This is a genomic window from Saccharothrix sp. NPDC042600 (genome assembly GCF_040647305.1).
GTDB lineage: Bacteria > Actinomycetota > Actinomycetes > Mycobacteriales > Pseudonocardiaceae > Actinosynnema > Actinosynnema mutabilis.
In genome coordinates this window covers 352,287-367,819 of the sequence record NZ_JBEZBW010000001.1, presented here as the reverse complement: position 1 = coordinate 367,819, position 15,533 = coordinate 352,287, and the positions used below count along the sequence as shown (strand labels likewise).

The following is a 15,533-nucleotide window of genomic DNA, read 5'->3' as shown; positions in this document are numbered from 1 at the left end:
ACCTCAGGCGAAACCAGGGCCGCCCGGAGGCAGCCCGTCACCATGCCTTGCTGTACCAACGACGGCGTTCGCCAGCGGTTACGCCGATTGAACCACTCAGCGGGAACTGTTCCTCGCCACTCGCGACCCACGCCGGGGAAACGTCGTCATCGCCACGACCAGGACGACGCGTGCCGCCACGTGATTGACACCTTCGTGTGAACTGCTCCTCGGCGGTGCCCATTCAGGACACACCGAGAGTGGTGCAACCGTACCGATGCGGTATCGACGTGCCGGCCGCTATCGAGGGTCGTGGTGCTCGTGGTCGAGGAAGTCCGCCGCCTGCCACCGCACGTCCCCGACGCGGTGCAGGGGGAAGCTGTGCAGGGCCATCGCTTCACCCTGCCGCACGTCCTCGACCCAGCGGGCGATGACCCGGTTGGCGCGACGGTGGTAGAGCACCGCCCTCCGCACCCGGAGGACCAGAAACACGACGACCACAGCGACCGCGAGTCCCATCGTCAATGCGTCCATGTAGGACCGACAGGCGACCCCTCGTCGTTATGACGCGCTCGACCCGCGTCAGCGCGGCGCGTCGGCCGGGTGCAACAGGGCGGTGGCGAGTTCCGGGCAGATCGACAGCAGCCACTTGATCAACGCGGGCAGCACGTCCGGCTCGGGCAGCTCGTGCACCACGCACTCGGTCACGGCTACCGCGGCCCGCACCGCGCGCTCCAGTTCCGCGCGCCGCTCCGGGTCGTCCACGACGGCCGCCAGCGTCGACTCACCCAGGAAAGCGGCCGCGTCGCGCCTGCCCAGCAGCGGCCGGACGGCACCGGCGAGGTTCATCCGCGAGGCGACCTTGCGCCACGGCCCGCCCTCGACAGCCCACCGGCACACCCACAGCTCGTCGCAGCGCAGCCGGCGGCCACCCCGGGGCGTCCACAGGGTGGCGACGAGCCCGGCCGGCGAGTCCAACCCGGTGAACGGGTCGACCAGGCTCGACTCCAGCGCGGTGGCCGCGGTCGCCACGCGGAACCCCTCCAACGCGTGGGTGAGCAGGCGGGCCGTCCGGTCCGCGCCGTCGTCACCCCACGCCCTGGCCAGCGCCCGGACGTCGAACTCCAGTTCGGCGGGACCGGTGCCGGCGAGCCCGCGCTGGTAGCCCAGCTCGAACAGGACCCGGTCGACGGGCTGACCGGACACCGCCGACTCCGCGACCCGGACCACCTCCGGGATCTTCCACACCAGCGACACGCTCCAGCCCTCGAAGCTCGCCAGTTGTTCCCATCGCGCGAGGAACCGGTCGACCGCGGCCGGCAGGCCCGCCGGGACGGCGGTTCGGGACGCTGAGAGCCGACCTTCGTCACCGTCGGTCACTGCCCACCTCCTCGGCTCGGCGGCCGGTTGACCCGCGGAAGCCGGTCGGTCGAGCCGGGGGTGGGAGGACCCCCCGGTTCCCACCGACCGGGCGCGGCACGGCAATCGACAGCATCCGAGGATCGCACAGCTCCCCGGCCGACGGCACACGGCTCTCACCCACGCGGAGGAACTCGTTCACCTCGTGACCTCTCGTACCCGGGTGTGGTGGACCGCCGGTCCACCGTGTCGAAGGGTGGTCGTACCGGCGCGGGCCGTGCCCACGCGGAAGGCCCGGAGGCGTGGAGCGCGCGAACCGCCGGTTCGACCGCGTCCCACGCCGTCCGGACCTCCCTCGTGGCCACCGGTCAGAAACTGCTGCTGTACGTGCTGGTCAGCGAGTCGCTGGCGATCGTCGCGGCGGCGATCTCCGACTCGTTGGCGATGGTGCGGTCCAACGCGTACACGGTCAGGACGTAGTTGTGGTCCGTCCCGTCGGGCGGCGGGCACGGTCCGCCGTAGCCGGGCTCGTTGAAGTCGTTGTCCAGCTCCTGCGCGGGCGCGGGGATGCTGCCGGACGCGCCGTCGGCGAACGAGGTCGTGGCGACCGGGATGTTGATGACGGTCCAGTGCCGGAAGTTGCCGGCCGTCGTGTCGACGATCGTCACGGCGAAGGCCACCGTGCCCTCCGGGGCGTCGGCCCACGAGACTCCCGGTGAGGTGCCGCTACCGGGGTCGATGGGGCTGGTGCACGCGTACTGGGCGGCGATGACGCCGTCGTCCCAGGCGTCGGACGCGATCGCGAACTGCGCCGGGGCGGTGATCGGGGTGGTCGTCACGGCCGGAGCGGCCGGTCCGCCGGGCGTGTCGGAGTCGACCGAGTTCACCAGGCTGCTGTCCCCGGTCACCGGGTCGTCGACGGTCACCTGGTAGGTGATCGTCGCACTGGCGCCCCCGGCCAGGTCACCGGTCCACGTCAGCGTTTGGGCGGCCGGGTCGACGGTGGCGTTGCCCGAGTCGGCCGACACCCCGCCGACCGTGCCGTCGTCCATGACCCCGGAGAGGTCGTCGCTCAGGTCCAGACCCGTGATGGTCGTGAAGCCGCTGTTCTGCACGGTGATCGTGTACGTCACCACGTCACCGGGGGCGGCCGATTGCACGTCCACGCTCTTGCTGAAGGTGAACGGCGCCGCCGGGCGCGTCGTGGTCGTCGTGGTGGTGGTGGTGGTTGTGGTCGTCGTGGTCGGGCCCGTGGTCGTCGTGGTCGGACCCGTAGTGGTGGTTGTTGTCGGACCCGTGGTCGTCGTGGTCGGACCCGTAGTGGTGGTTGTTGTCGGACCCGTGGTGGTTGTCGTCGGGCCTGTAGTGGTGGTTGTCGTCGGGCCCGTGGTGGTTGTGGTCGGGCCCGCGGTTGTCGTCGTGGTCGTCGTGGACGTGGTGGTGCCCGATGCCGTGGTGGACGTCGTCGGCGCGGTGGTCGTCGGCGGGGTCGTCGCGGTGGTCGAGGTCGTCGGGTTGCCCGGGACCGACCCGCTGGGCGGGCAGACGCTTTGGGCGTTCGCGGCACCCACCATCCCGAGGGCGAAGAACGACCCCAGCGCTATCAGGACCGCAGCGCAGACCGCCGCCTTCCTCGACCGGCGCGCCAGCCGGAACAGCAGCACGCCGGCCACGATGAGCAGAGCGGCTGTCAGCACCATGCCGCCGACGTAGGGGGTACCGGTATCCGGCAGACACCACATCTCCGACTCCCATCACAGTCGAGAACCACTTCCCGCCGCGCGAGGGGTCCCCGGGAGGTGTGGACCGCGGTACCGGCGGGCGCACCTGCCTGGTGCAGGGGCCGTTTCACCGACTGACCGGCCCGGCGCCCCGACGATGACGGCACCGCTCGGAATCGTTCCGGCGATCGCGCGGCCGGGTGGAAGGCTCAGCCGACCGGCGTGGGATCGGGAGTTCCGGTGACTTCTTCCGCCTGTTGGGGGCACTCGGGCGCCGCGGACTCCGGACCCGGGGAGTCGCCGTCGGCCGGCCGCGGCGCGGGTTCCCCGCCGCCATCGACCGGTTGCCCGTGCGGCGAGGTCGCCGGAGTCTGGCACGTGCCGTGCTCCTGCTCGGGCGGTTCGACCGTGCCGCTCGTCGGTGTGTCCGAAGGGGACGGTGGCAGCGGTTGCCGGGTCGGGTCGATGTGCGCCTCGCTCGGTTCCGGCTCGTCGACGGGTGGCGTGGGCGCTTCGACTTCGGGCGTGGTGGCGGCGAACGAGGTCCGCGGCGGCGCGGGTGTCGGCGGGAGGAGGGGTTCCGCCGACCGCTCGACGGGATCCGGGGTGGAGGCCTCCGGCGCGGTGGTCGAACCGGCCGGCGGGCGGTCGACCGGCGACGGGTCCCCCACCGTCGCCGTGACCGCCCGCCCGCCCGAACCCGCCGGCCCGAGGCGGCCGTCGGGGAGGTCGGGGCCGCGGGACGGGCGCATCGTCGCCAACGCGGTCACGATCACCAGGAGCACCAGCACGGCGGCACCACCGGCCACGGGGCTGCCGTGACGACCACGCCTGCCCGGCCGACCCGACGCGTGGGCGGCGCGGTTCAGGGTGGCCGCCAGGTCGGCCAGTTCGGCCACGGCGGTCGAGCACCGCGGACAGCCGCGCACGTGCGCCTCGACCACGCGGTGCTCCGCCGCGGGCAGGCGGCGGCGCAACCACGGGCTCAGCTTCGGGACGTACGCGGCGCACGCGGGGTCGCCGTTCTCGTGCAGGTGCGCCTGGAGGTAGGCGGCACGCAGTCCCTCCCGGGCGCGGTACGTCAGCGCGGCGACCGCGTTCGCGGTCATGCCCAGCGGCTGCGCGAGCGACGCCGCGGTCCGGCCTTCCACCTCCACCTGCCACAGGACGTTCTGCCAGCGCCGCGGGAGCGTGGCGAAGGCACGCGCCAGCATCATCGACTCCAGCAGTTCGCCGACCGGTTCGTCGACGTCCTCGGAGTGGACGTGGTCGGCCGGGTCCTCGGCGAGGTCCTGCCGGTGGTCCCGGTGCACGGCGTTGCACAGGTTCGCCCGCACCGCGGAGAACACGTACGAGCGGAACGCGGCGGTCGGGCCACGACCGCGCACGAGCTGGACGAAGACCCGCGTGAACGACTCGGCCACGACGTCCTGGGCGATCTCGGGCTGGGCGCCCAGGTAGCGCGCGAACCTCAGGCACGCGGCGAGGTGCCGGTCGTAGAGGACCGCGAAGGCTCCCGTGTCACCGGCGCGGACCGCGTCGGCCAACGCCTCGTCGGACTGTGCCGGCCCGACGGCCGCGCTGGGCCCCGAGAGGGCTGCTGTCGTCATGGCTGCCACCTCTCGACGGGGGTCGGGTGGCGTGCACTGGCAGCCACGACGCCGATCCTGCCAACAGCTGGAGTACCGCGACGAACGCCGGAACGCGTGCGCCGCATGCACTTTCGGGGACGGGGGAAGTGTCAACCGTACGCCGCCCGTCACGGTCCGATGTGGACCGCTGAATCGTGACAGGACCAAAGCCTCTGCCGCCGAACCCACCCAGCCCTCACGGGTCCCTGCCGGGTTCACCCGACCGGGGTACCCGGGACATGCGATCCCGTCCACCCGGGTGATCGCGGGCGCGCGTCGAACGAACGGTCCGACGATCCGGTCCACTCAGGACATCCACGCGCGCACAGGTCACCGACACCGACACTCTCGCCTTCGTCGCACCCATGCGCCGCTTCCTTCCGGGCCCGGCCAACCGACCACCCGGAGGACCGTCCGGCACGCGCGATCATGACGCCGACAACCCCGCGTCTTCGGCACGTCATCGTCGGTGCTCGTCGGTTGTCCATCGACAGCGGACCACGTGATCCGTCGAGGGCGACGTCCGTGGGTCGAGGATTCGCGGCCCACGGGCTTCCCAGGCGGTGGCCGGGGTCGGATGACCGGCTCCGGCCACCGCGAGGTCCTCCCGGCGCGGCCGGCGGGCCGGTGGTCGGATCGCCGCGATCGGCCCTGTCTCACGTGCCCGGCCGGTCCTCCGGCGCTTCGGCCCCGGCCGCACCGTCCCGCCGTCGTTCCACCGACCCGCCGGCGCCCGGGGCGCTCGTCCTGGACCACACGGCCTCCTGGGCCAGTGCCACCAGTTGCCGCAACCTGCGCGCGACGGTGCTCGGGCTGACCGGCGGCACGAGCCGCCCCGCCAGGATCGACAGGGGCTCCTCCGGGTGACGCAGTCTCAGCGCACCGACCAGGCGGAGTTCCTCGGGCGCGGCGGAGCCCAGCACGCGCAACGCCACCTCGACGTCGGCCGTCGCCGCGAACCGCTCCCGGTGGAACGCGGTGGGCAGCACGCTCACCGGGGACCGGGCCCGCGGGACCCGGTCGGCGGCGCACCCCGGCGCTCCGATCGCGGCGAGCAGTGCCCGGGCCCCGGCCGGGTCGCCGAACCGCAGCGAAGCCCCGGACAGTTCGACCCCGCCGTCCGCCCCGAGCCGCCGAGCCAGGGCGCGCAGCTCCTCCGCCGCGCCCCGCCCGGGGCAGCGGACCTCGACCACCTGCCCGGCCGCGACCCAGCGCAACCTGCCCCGGACGAGGAAGGCGCCCCGCCACCACGACCGGGCGTCGCACAGCGCCACCTCGCCGCGCTCCTGGCGCAGCAGCCCCTCCCCGGAGCGCAGCAGGCGGTAGAAGTCCGCCGGCCGACGAGCCGGGCAGGAGATGCCGACGACGTAACGCCGCCGCGCCGAGGGGCTCGTGCCCGGCGGCTGGGGCTCCAGCCGGGCAGGCAGGTCCCGCCCCGCCATGGTGACGAGCCGCTCCGCCAACCACATCCGGTCCAGGTCCACCCGGATCGAGGGCAGGTCGCCCGTGCGACCGACCACCCCCGCGAACCGGACCGCGGCCGCCAGTTCGGCGCGCCGGCAGCACCGGGCGACCACCGGTTGCTCGGTCAACTCGACCAGCACGTCATGAGTGGTGGTCACCGGTTCTCCTCCGCGTCGCCGATCACCCGGACGGCCACCCCGTCCGGTTCACAGACAACCCCGGAGCGCGCGCTCTGACGATCGCGGCCGCCGGCGACGGCGGAAGCGATCCGCCCCGGCTCCGGCAGTTGGCGGATACGTCGCCCCGACCGGCCGCGTCAGACTGGTGCCGCCGTTCCGGCCGCCTCGCAGGCCGGAGCGGCCCCGGCGCCGTTCGCGCGCCCTCGGCGTCATCTCCTCTCCCCGGAACGGTCTGTTGGGCAAGCACCTCCGCCGCGCAGAGCCGGGTGACCGCACATGTGGCCGGGTGTTCGGGGTCCGTGGGCGAAGGGGCGACGATGATCGAGGTCCATTTCCCGGCCGAGCCGTTGCGCGGGACACGAACCGCTTGCGTGCCACCGCATCCCGACCTGCCGGGTGGTGCCTCGGCGCGGCACGGCACCACCGCCCGGTCCCGGCGACCGGTCTTCCACGGGCTCGGTGGCCGCGAGCCGTTCGTGAACGTGGTCTCGCTGCGGCGGGTGCTCCGGTACCCCAGGCTCTGGCGCCGGCGATGAGGTGGCGGTGGCGCGCGGCCGATCCGCGGGCGGAGAGCCGGCGGTCGCGGTTGGCGGAGCTGCTCGAACTGCCCGCGCTGGCGTGCGCGTTCGCGGCCCTGCCCCCGGGGTGGCGGCTCGTGCTGTGGCGGGTCGAGGTGGAAGGGCTCACGGTCGCGTCGCTCGCCGAGACGTTCGGTCTGCCGCCGAGCACGGCCGTCGCGTTGCTCTACCGCGCCCGGGAAGGCCTGCGCATCGCCTACCTGGACGAGGTCGAGAACCCCAGCGGCGGCCCGGAGTGCGACGACGTGCTGCCGAAGGTCGACGCGTGGCGCCGGCGGCGACTGTCCGAAGCGGACGGTCTCGCGGTCGGGTCGCACCTGTCGACGTGCCCGCGCTGCCGGTTCGTGTGGGACGCGCTGCAGGAGGTCGCGGGGACCGGGACGCGAGGACGCGCGCCGTCCCGCCGCTACCGGCGGCGCCACTGCACCTACCCCTGACGGGAACGATCCGCCACCCGCGTCAGCGCGGGACCTCCTCCGGTGTCTGCCCCTTCGAACGTGCCGTGTGACGGCAGGGCGGAAGCAGCCCGCGCGCGACAAGCGCGGCGGAAGGAGAGCGTCATGCCAAGGTCGGTCGTCGCACGGCTGGTGTTGTGGACCCTCATCGTACTGTCGGCCGCGCTGGTCACCCCCGCGTCGGCGGACGTGGGAACCGTGCACGGTGCCGACAGTCCGAACGCGATCGAGGGCAGCTACCTCGTGCAGCTCACCAAGGACGCCGCGACACCCCACACCGTCGACCGGACCGCCGCCGCGGTGGCTGCCGAGTACGGCGGCACCGTCCAGGCGGTCTTCCGCGCGGCCTTGCTGGGATTCGCCGTGGACATGGGCGGACAACAGGCCCAGCGGCTGGCGGCCGACCGACGGGTCCGCCTGGTCGCGCAGAACCAGCGGGTGACGCTGTCCGCCACCCAACTGAACCCGCCGAACTGGGGGCTGGACCGCATCGACCAGCGGGCGCTGCCGCTGGACGACTCCTACACCTACCCGACCACGGCGCCCGCGGTGCACGCCTACGTGCTCGACACCGGGGTCCGGGCCACGCACCAGAGCTTCGGCGGACGGGTGCGGGCGGGGTTCGACGCGATCACCCCCGGCGGAACCGCCGACGACTGCCGAGGCCACGGCACCCACGTCGCGGGCATCATCGGTGCCACCGAATTCGGTGTGGCCAAGGAGGTCCTGCTGCACTCGGTGCGCGTGCTGGGCTGCGACGGGGTCGGCTCGACCCTGGACATCGCCGAGGGCGTCGACTGGGTCACCACCAACGCCATCCACCCCGCGGTGGCGAACATGAGCCTCGGCGGCGCCGTAGACCCGTTCATGGAGAACGCGATCCAGGGGTCGATCGACAGCGGCATCACCTACGTCACCGCCGCCGGCAACGGCGACGACGCCGGCGTCCCGCAGGACGCCTGCAACAACTCGCCCGGCCGCATGCCCGCCGTGATCAACGTCGCCGCCACCGAGGCCGACGACGACAAGGCGAGCTTCTCCGACTTCGGCACCTGCGTCGACCTCTTCGCCCCGGGCGTGTTCATCCGATCGACCACGCACTCCGACGACACGGCGACCGGGTTCTCCAGCGGCACCTCCATGGCGGCCCCGCACGTCGCGGGCGCCGCCGCGCTGTTCCTCTCAGCGAACCCGACCGCCACGCCGGCCGAGGTCACCGCCAAGATCCTCGCCGACGCGACGCCGGACGTCGTGGTCAACCCGGGCGCGGGTTCCCCCAACCGGCTGCTGTTCGTCGGCGCCCTGCCGGAGCTGCAAATCGTCAAGACCGTCGACCGGACCGTGGTCCCGGCGGGCGGCACGGTGATCTACCGGGTGACCGCGACCAACATCGGCACCGCCGACTACACCGCCGCCGACCCGGCGTCCTTCCAGGACGACCTGACCGCCGTGCTCGACGACGCCACCTACAACAACGACGCCACCGCGACGAGCGGCGCCGTCGTCACCGGCGCCCTGCCGATCCTGTCCTGGAGCGGCCCCCTGACCGCCGGCGCCTCGGTGACGGTCACCTACTCCGTGACCGTCCCCAACCCGAGCACCGGCGACGACGTCCTGGACAACGCCGTCACCTCCACCGCCACCAACGCCCAACCCGAGACCGACACCGTCCGCACCCTGGTGTCGAGCATGTCGGTGAGCAAGACCGTGGACCGCGCCGCCGCGGCACCGGGCGACACCGTCACCTACACGATCACCGCGATCAACACGGGCGCGGTCGCGCTCACCGGCGCGCAGCTCTCCGACAACCTCGCCGGTGTCCTGGACAACGCCCAGTTCGGCACGGTCACCGCCACCGCGGGCACCGCCACCTTCGACGCCCCCAACCAGAAGCTCGACTGGACCGGCGACCTGCCCGTCGGCGGCAACGCCGTCATCACCTACACCGTCACCGTCGACAACCCCACCACCGGCGACGGCAACCTGGTCAACACCGTCACGTCGGCGACACCCGGCGCGTTCGTCGACCCCGGCACCACGACCACACCGCTGACCAACCTGGCGATCGACAAGACCGTGGACCGCACGACCGCCGCAGCCGGCGACACCGTCACCTACCGGATCACCGCATCCAACGCCGGCACCACACCGCTGACCGGCGCGCAACTCTCCGACAACCTCGCCGGTGTGCTGGACGACGCCGGATTCGGCACCGTCACCGCCACCACGGGCACCGCCACCTTCGACGCCCCCAACCAGAAGCTCGACTGGACCGGCGACCTGCCCGTCGGCGGCAACGCCGTCATCACCTACACCGTCACCGTCGACAACCCCACCACCGGCGACCGCTTCCTCGACAACAGCGTCAGCACCCCGTCGCCCGCCGGCCCGGTGGTCCGGAAGACGACTCGGACGCCCGTCCAGGCGTTCACGATCACCAAGGCGGCGGACCGCGCCCAGGCGGGCGCTGGCGACACCGTCACCTACACGATCACCGTGACCAACACCGGCACCGCGCCGATCACCGCCGCGATGGTGTCCGACGACCTCGCCGGGGTGCTCGACGACGCCCGGTTCGGCACGGCGACCTCCACCACCGGCACCACAACCTTCGACGCACCCGGCCAAGAACTCGACTGGACCGGCGACCTGCCCGTCGGCGGCAACGCCGTCATCACCTACACCGTCGACGTCAACAACCCCGTCACCGGAGACCGTGCACTGCGCAACACGGTCACCTCCACCACCGCCGGCGGACCGACCGGCCCGGCCACCACCGACACCCCGGTGACGACCCTGTCGATCGGCAAGTCCGTCGACCGGACGGTGGCGGCGGCCGGCGACACCGTGACCTACACGATCACCGTGACCAACACCAGCACCACCGCGATCACCGGGGCCACGATCACCGACAACCTGGCCGGAGTGCTGGACGACGCCGCGTTCGGCACCTCCAGCGCGAGCACCGGCACCACGAGCGTGGCCTCGCCCGGCTTGACGTGGACGGGCGACCTGGCCGTCGGCCAAGCGGCGACCATCACCTACACCGTGCTGGTGAACAACCCCACCACCGGCGACCACGACCTGGCCAACTCCGTCACCGGCGGCCCCGGCGGGCCGACCACGCCGGTCACGACGTCCACGCCCGTCCAAGGCCTGGACGTGGACGTCACCGCGGCACCGTCGCCGGCCGCCCCTGGTAGCACCGTGACCTTCACCGTCACCGTCACCAACAGCGGTGCCACCACGATCACCGGCGCGGACGTGGCCGTGGACCTCGCCGGACTGCTCGACGACGCCCTGCTCGGCACCACGAACGCCACCTCGGGCACCGTCACGGTCAACGGCCAGACCCTGTCCTGGACGGGCGACCTCGCCGCCGGGAGCACCGCGACCATCACCTTCACCGCGACCGTGCACGACCCCGTCGGCGGTGACGGCAGCCTCGCCGCCACGGCCACCTCCACCACGCCGGGCGGACCGCCCGCCCCGGTCACGCTCGCCGTCCAGGTCGCGGTCCCCCAGCCCGGCATGGCGATCACCAAGACGGTGGACCGGAGGTCCGCGGCACCGGGCGACACGGTCACCTACACCGTCACCGCCACCAACACCGGCGCCACCGCCCTGGTCGGCGCGCGGTTCACCGACGACATGTCCGGTGTCCTGGACGACGCGGCCTTCGGCACCGTCACGACCAGCTCCGGCACGGCCGACTTCCTCTCCCCCACCCTCACGTGGACCGGCGACCTGGACATCGGCCAGTCCGCCACCACCACCTACACGGTGACCGTCGGCGCCGCACACGCCGGCGACGGCGACCTGGTCAACAGCGTGACCACCACGACGCCCGGCGGACCGGGCACGCCGACCACCACCAGCACCGCGGTCACCGACCCGGCGGCCGGTGACCTGCCCGACACCGGCGGGAGGATGGCGTTCGCCCTCGGGGCCGCCGGCCTGCTGCTGCTCGCGGGCATCGCCGTCCTGGTCGCGGCCCGGCACCGCCGCCCCCCGCGCGACTGACCGGGTGTGACGCCGACGTCGGAGGCGACTTCCCCGCCAAGTGACCGATGTCCACGGCCCCGCCACTTCTGCATGGTGAGCGCGCACGTGGAGTTCCGTCGTCAGTGACGCGCCGCGTGCCTGCCGAAAGGAACTCACCGTGACCCGATCACCACGACAACGGCGCGTCGCGCGGGCCGCGGCGGTGGTGGCGCTGGCGGTCGTCGCACCGCTGACGACACCGACGACACCCGCCGCGGCACAGCCGGACGACGTCCCCGCACCGATCCCCGAACGACCGGTCCCGGTGGGACAGCGGCTCGACATCCGCGCCGCCGACGGCCCCCTGACCGACGTGCTGGTCGTCTCGCCGGGCATCGCGGTCCAGCTCCCCGGCCCCACCGACCTCGACTCGGCCCGGTTCTCGACGGAGATCACCCGCCTGATCACCAAGATGAGGACCACGCCGACCGGGCGCAACGCGCTCGACGCGGCGAGGATGGCGCCGCTGCCCGACCTGGCCGGCACCACCGGACCCCACCAGTTCGTGGACGCGACGGGAAAGCCGGTCGGCATCCACGTCGTGATCACCCCGCCGGAGCCGGGCAACCCCAACCCCTACGCGCAGACCCCGCTCAACCCGACGCGCGGCACCAACGGGCTGGGCACCGTCTCGAAGATCGTCTTCGACACGACCGGGTCACTCCCGCGGTTCCACACCGAGGCCGGGGCACCGTACGCGCCCGCCCCGGACGTGATCCTGCTGCACGAGCTGACCCACGCCACGCGCGCGCTCGGCGGCTTCCAGGTCGATCGCCACGTGACCGCCGACGTCGTCGTGACCAACCCCGACGGCTCCCCGGTCGTCCTCACCACGCCGGTCGAGGAACTGCGCACGCTCGGCGGGCCGCGCAACCTCGCGGCGACCAACGGTCTCCTGCCCGGCGGCACCGACATCGCCGCCGACCCCGGACAGGTCGCCGCCCTCGGGGAAACCGTCCGCGCGCTCCACGCCATCGACGCCGCACCGCGGCTCACCGCCGAGGCGAAGGCCGCGCTGCACGTCCAGGTCACCCAGACCCACCTGCTGCGCGGCTCGTTCAACTCCAACGAGGTCGCGTACTCGGCGGAGATCGGCCACGTCGTCCGCGGCACCTACGACAGGCTCCCGCACGAGCCCTACGGGGAGTGGGAGGTGGTCGCCGACGACCGCGCCACCCTGACCGCGGAGGACTTCAACGAACCGGCCAAGTCCCGCCGCCTGCGCATGACCGAGAAGATGGACGGCGCCGACTGCATCGGCAACTTCCTGTCGTGCGGGCACACCGGCGAAACCCGCGAGCCGACGGACGCCGAGGTGAAGGCCAAGCAGGACCTCGACGCCTCCCTCAAGGCCGGCGAGGTGGACCAGCGCCTGGCCTGGGAGGACCCCGCCCTGCGGGAACTGCGGCTCGACACGGCCGAACGCGCCACCTCCGCCCGCCTCCAGGTCGAGGACATGCTGCGGTCCGACCGCGAGTTCGCGCCGTCATTGCGGGCGGTGCTGGACAAGCCGGGCAAGGTCCTGCTCACCGGCCCCAGGACGGCCGAGCGGCTCAACTCCGCCGTCCGGTCGCTGAGGGAAGTCGGACGAGGAGTCGTCACCGACCCGGCGGTGGTCATCGCGATGGTCGCGGGCATCGGCGAGGCGTTCACCGAGGACTCGTCCTCGCTGGACAAGGCCACCGCCGTGCTCATGCCGCTGCCCGTGCTCGGCCCGCTGCTGGGCATCGTCCAGGACGCGGTGGAAGGCGGGTCCGGGGTGGACATCGCCGCCAACGCCATCAACCTGCTCGCGGGCGTGGCGATGGTGGCGGGTCAACCCGAGCTGTCCATGCTGTTCGCGGTCGCCTCGGTGTTCGTGACGATCATCGGCCAGATCGTCGCCGCGGCCAAGGGCGGCTTCTCCGCCGAGAAGGAGCGCCGCGACGAGGGGTGGTCCAAATACATGCCGGCCCACCTGCGCGACGTCGTCGTCCCGGCGTTGGTGAAGTCGGTCGACAGCCTGTTCCAGCGCGTCCAACGCGGCTGGCTCAACGACGCGTTGCTGGCCCGCGCCGTCATCGACGCGACCACCGCCGCGCGGCCCGACGACGCGGCGCTGCGGAGGGCCGCCGCCGACGCCAAGGCGAAACTGCGGGAGTCGTTCAACCGCAACATCACCACGCTGCGCGCCAACTTCATCGCGGGCATCGAACCGATGATCAAGAAGACCGTCGACACGGTGAACACCGACGAGTCGATCAAGAAGTTCGACCAGGAGTACATGAACGCCAACCACGACCGGATCTACACGGCCGCCTGGAACGCCCAGCACCAGTGCTCCAACATGGTGACCAAGTCCGGCATCTCACCGTGCCCGGGCGATGTCGCCGAAGGCGCCCGGAAGGAAGTCGACCGGACCCACCGGTACCTCGACCAACACAAACCGCCCCGGATCGACGCGGCACCCCTGACCGCGCGGGTGCCCACGCTGATCGCCGAGGGCAGGTACTTCGCGCCGCTACAGCTGAACGACTCGACCACCGAGCCCTTCAGCGCCCGAACCCTGCTCTCGCCCGCCGCCCGCCACTTCCTCGATGCCCAGGGCGCCGACGAGCACGGCGTCCTGCACGGCAGGGGCAGGGCCCAGACCCTGACCCGAGCGGTGACCGGGCACCGCCTCACCGACACCAACGAAGCGCTGTGGAGGTGGGACCACCGCGGCCCCGACGTCGTCTTCCACCACGGGTTCGGCGGGTACAACAACTGGTGGGGCACCCACCCGTTCCGCGACGCGACCTGGAGCCTGCTCGACTACACCCACACCGGACGCCCACAGCAGCCCGGACAGAACCGGCACATGTTCTTCGGCGCGTCACGGTCGGTGATCACGGACGGCGTCGAAACCGTGTGGACACCGGACGACCCCGGCGACAAGTGGCTTTACGAGTTCCACGCCCCGGGCGGCGTCGACTACCGGGCCGCGATGGCCGAACGACCGATCACCCAGGACCGCAACGAGATCATCTTCACCTTCGTGCCGACCAAGCAGTTCATCCGCTCGGGCAGACTGATCGGCGCGGACGGCACGCTGAAGAAGATCGTGACCAACCCCCACTTCGTCCAGGTGAACGTGGAAGGGGAGTTCCTCCCCGACCTCCAGTGCGGCACCACGGCACCGGTCGAGCAGTGGGACGGCACTTGGTCCGACGACGGCATGTTCGACGTCGAGCACTACCTCGTCTCGACCGGGTCGATGAAGCCGGTCGCCGGTGGCTGCGGCTTCACGGCCGATCCGAACCCGTCGGCGCCGGTGGACTCCACCACATCACCACGCTGAAGTCGCTCGATCGACCCGGTGGCGCACTCCGGGGCCCGGCCTCGCACCGGGGCCCCGGTCTGCGCCACCACCGGTCAGAACAGTGACGCCCCTTCCCTACCGGCCGCCGTGCAGCCGTAATGCACCCACGTGGCACCCCATTCGAGTGCCTTGCAGTCGGCGGTCACCTCGATCCCGCCGTACGCCGCCAACGCGTCCTGCGCCTCGTAGTAGCCGCCGAACCGCCTGCCCTGCAACACATGGGCGGCCTCGTGCAGCATCACCGACCGCAAGTGCACCAGCGGCGTCCTGCGGGCGATGTAGACCGTGCCCGAGCTGAGTTGCGTCGCACCCCACATCCCCTTGTCCTCCACCAAGTAGTAGCCCGGCAGGCTCCCGGCCATCTCGTTGAACACCGCCATCCAGTCGTCGACCTCGGGCTCGACCGGCGCAGGCTCGGGCGGCGCCTCGTACTCCGGCGCCGGGGGCGGTTCGGCGGGCGCCTGCTCCGGCGCGGGCGGGTTGACCGGCTCGGGTTCGGTCGACGCGGGTTCCCGGGGCTCCTGCGAGGCGGGCGCGGCCGTGGCGGTCGTGCGGTCGGCGAGTCCGTCGGGTGTGCTGCCGCCGAACTCGTGCCGGTCGAACGGCGCCCTCACCAGCCGGACCGCCGAGCCGTCGGCGGCGACCGAGCGGCCCGCGACCGGCGACCGGGCGCCGAGCAAATGCGGTGTCACAGCCACGCCCGCGAGCACCACCGCCACCGCGACGATCACGCCACGGCGGCCGGAACGTCCTTGCATGGTCCCACCTCCGATTCGGTCGCCT

The 15,533-nt window shown here is 72.5% G+C and carries 10 protein-coding genes; 4 read left to right on the top strand and 6 right to left on the bottom strand.

Annotated elements, in window-relative coordinates:
- Positions 1-279: 279 nt before the first annotated feature.
- From AB0A74_RS01330 to AB0A74_RS01320, 3 genes are all read right to left on the bottom strand, one after another.
- Entirely contained in the window at positions 280-513 is a 234-nt protein-coding gene (locus AB0A74_RS01330) for a hypothetical protein (RefSeq protein WP_358246895.1), read from the bottom strand.
- Positions 514-561: 48 nt separating this feature from the next.
- Positions 562-1,359 (bottom strand): hypothetical protein, encoded by a 798-nt coding sequence (locus AB0A74_RS01325; protein ID WP_358246894.1) that lies wholly within the window; start codon positions 1,357-1,359, stop codon positions 562-564.
- 347 nt (positions 1,360-1,706) lie between these two features.
- Positions 1,707-2,504, bottom strand: coding sequence for a YbhB/YbcL family Raf kinase inhibitor-like protein (locus AB0A74_RS01320; protein WP_358246893.1), 798 nt, complete (start codon positions 2,502-2,504; stop codon positions 1,707-1,709).
- A 46-nt stretch (positions 2,505-2,550) separates the two neighbouring features.
- Here AB0A74_RS01320 and AB0A74_RS01315 point away from each other — a divergent pair, with 46 nt between their 5' ends.
- Positions 2,551-3,051 (top strand): hypothetical protein, encoded by a 501-nt coding sequence (locus AB0A74_RS01315; RefSeq protein ID WP_358246892.1) that lies wholly within the window; start codon positions 2,551-2,553, stop codon positions 3,049-3,051.
- Between the two features lie 217 nt (positions 3,052-3,268).
- Here AB0A74_RS01315 and AB0A74_RS01310 read toward each other — a convergent pair whose 3' ends face one another.
- The gene (locus AB0A74_RS01310) at positions 3,269-4,669 is read right to left on the bottom strand and encodes a sigma-70 family RNA polymerase sigma factor (RefSeq protein ID WP_358246891.1); all 1,401 of its coding nucleotides are present in this window, start codon (positions 4,667-4,669) and stop codon (positions 3,269-3,271) included.
- Positions 4,670-5,346: 677 nt separating this feature from the next.
- Positions 5,347-6,312: a hypothetical protein gene (locus tag AB0A74_RS01305; RefSeq protein ID WP_358246890.1), complete on the bottom strand. Its 966-nt coding sequence runs from the start codon at positions 6,310-6,312 to the stop codon at positions 5,347-5,349.
- A 553-nt stretch (positions 6,313-6,865) separates the two neighbouring features.
- Here AB0A74_RS01305 and AB0A74_RS01300 point away from each other — a divergent pair.
- From AB0A74_RS01300 to AB0A74_RS01290, 3 genes are all read left to right on the top strand, one after another.
- On the top strand, positions 6,866-7,348 hold the full coding sequence (locus tag AB0A74_RS01300) for a sigma factor-like helix-turn-helix DNA-binding protein (protein WP_358246889.1): 483 nt from the start codon (positions 6,866-6,868) through the stop codon (positions 7,346-7,348).
- 123 nt (positions 7,349-7,471) lie between these two features.
- Positions 7,472-11,389 carry a S8 family serine peptidase gene (locus tag AB0A74_RS01295; protein WP_358246888.1) on the top strand — a complete coding sequence of 1,306 codons (3,918 nt, stop codon included), beginning with the start codon at positions 7,472-7,474 and terminating at the stop codon, positions 11,387-11,389.
- A gap of 139 nt (positions 11,390-11,528) precedes the next feature.
- Entirely contained in the window at positions 11,529-14,729 is a 3,201-nt protein-coding gene (locus AB0A74_RS01290) for a hypothetical protein (protein ID WP_358246887.1), read from the top strand.
- Between the two features lie 74 nt (positions 14,730-14,803).
- Here AB0A74_RS01290 and AB0A74_RS01285 read toward each other — a convergent pair whose 3' ends face one another.
- Positions 14,804-15,508, bottom strand: coding sequence for a hypothetical protein (locus AB0A74_RS01285; RefSeq protein ID WP_358246886.1), 705 nt, complete (start codon positions 15,506-15,508; stop codon positions 14,804-14,806).
- Positions 15,509-15,533: the final 25 nt, after the last annotated feature.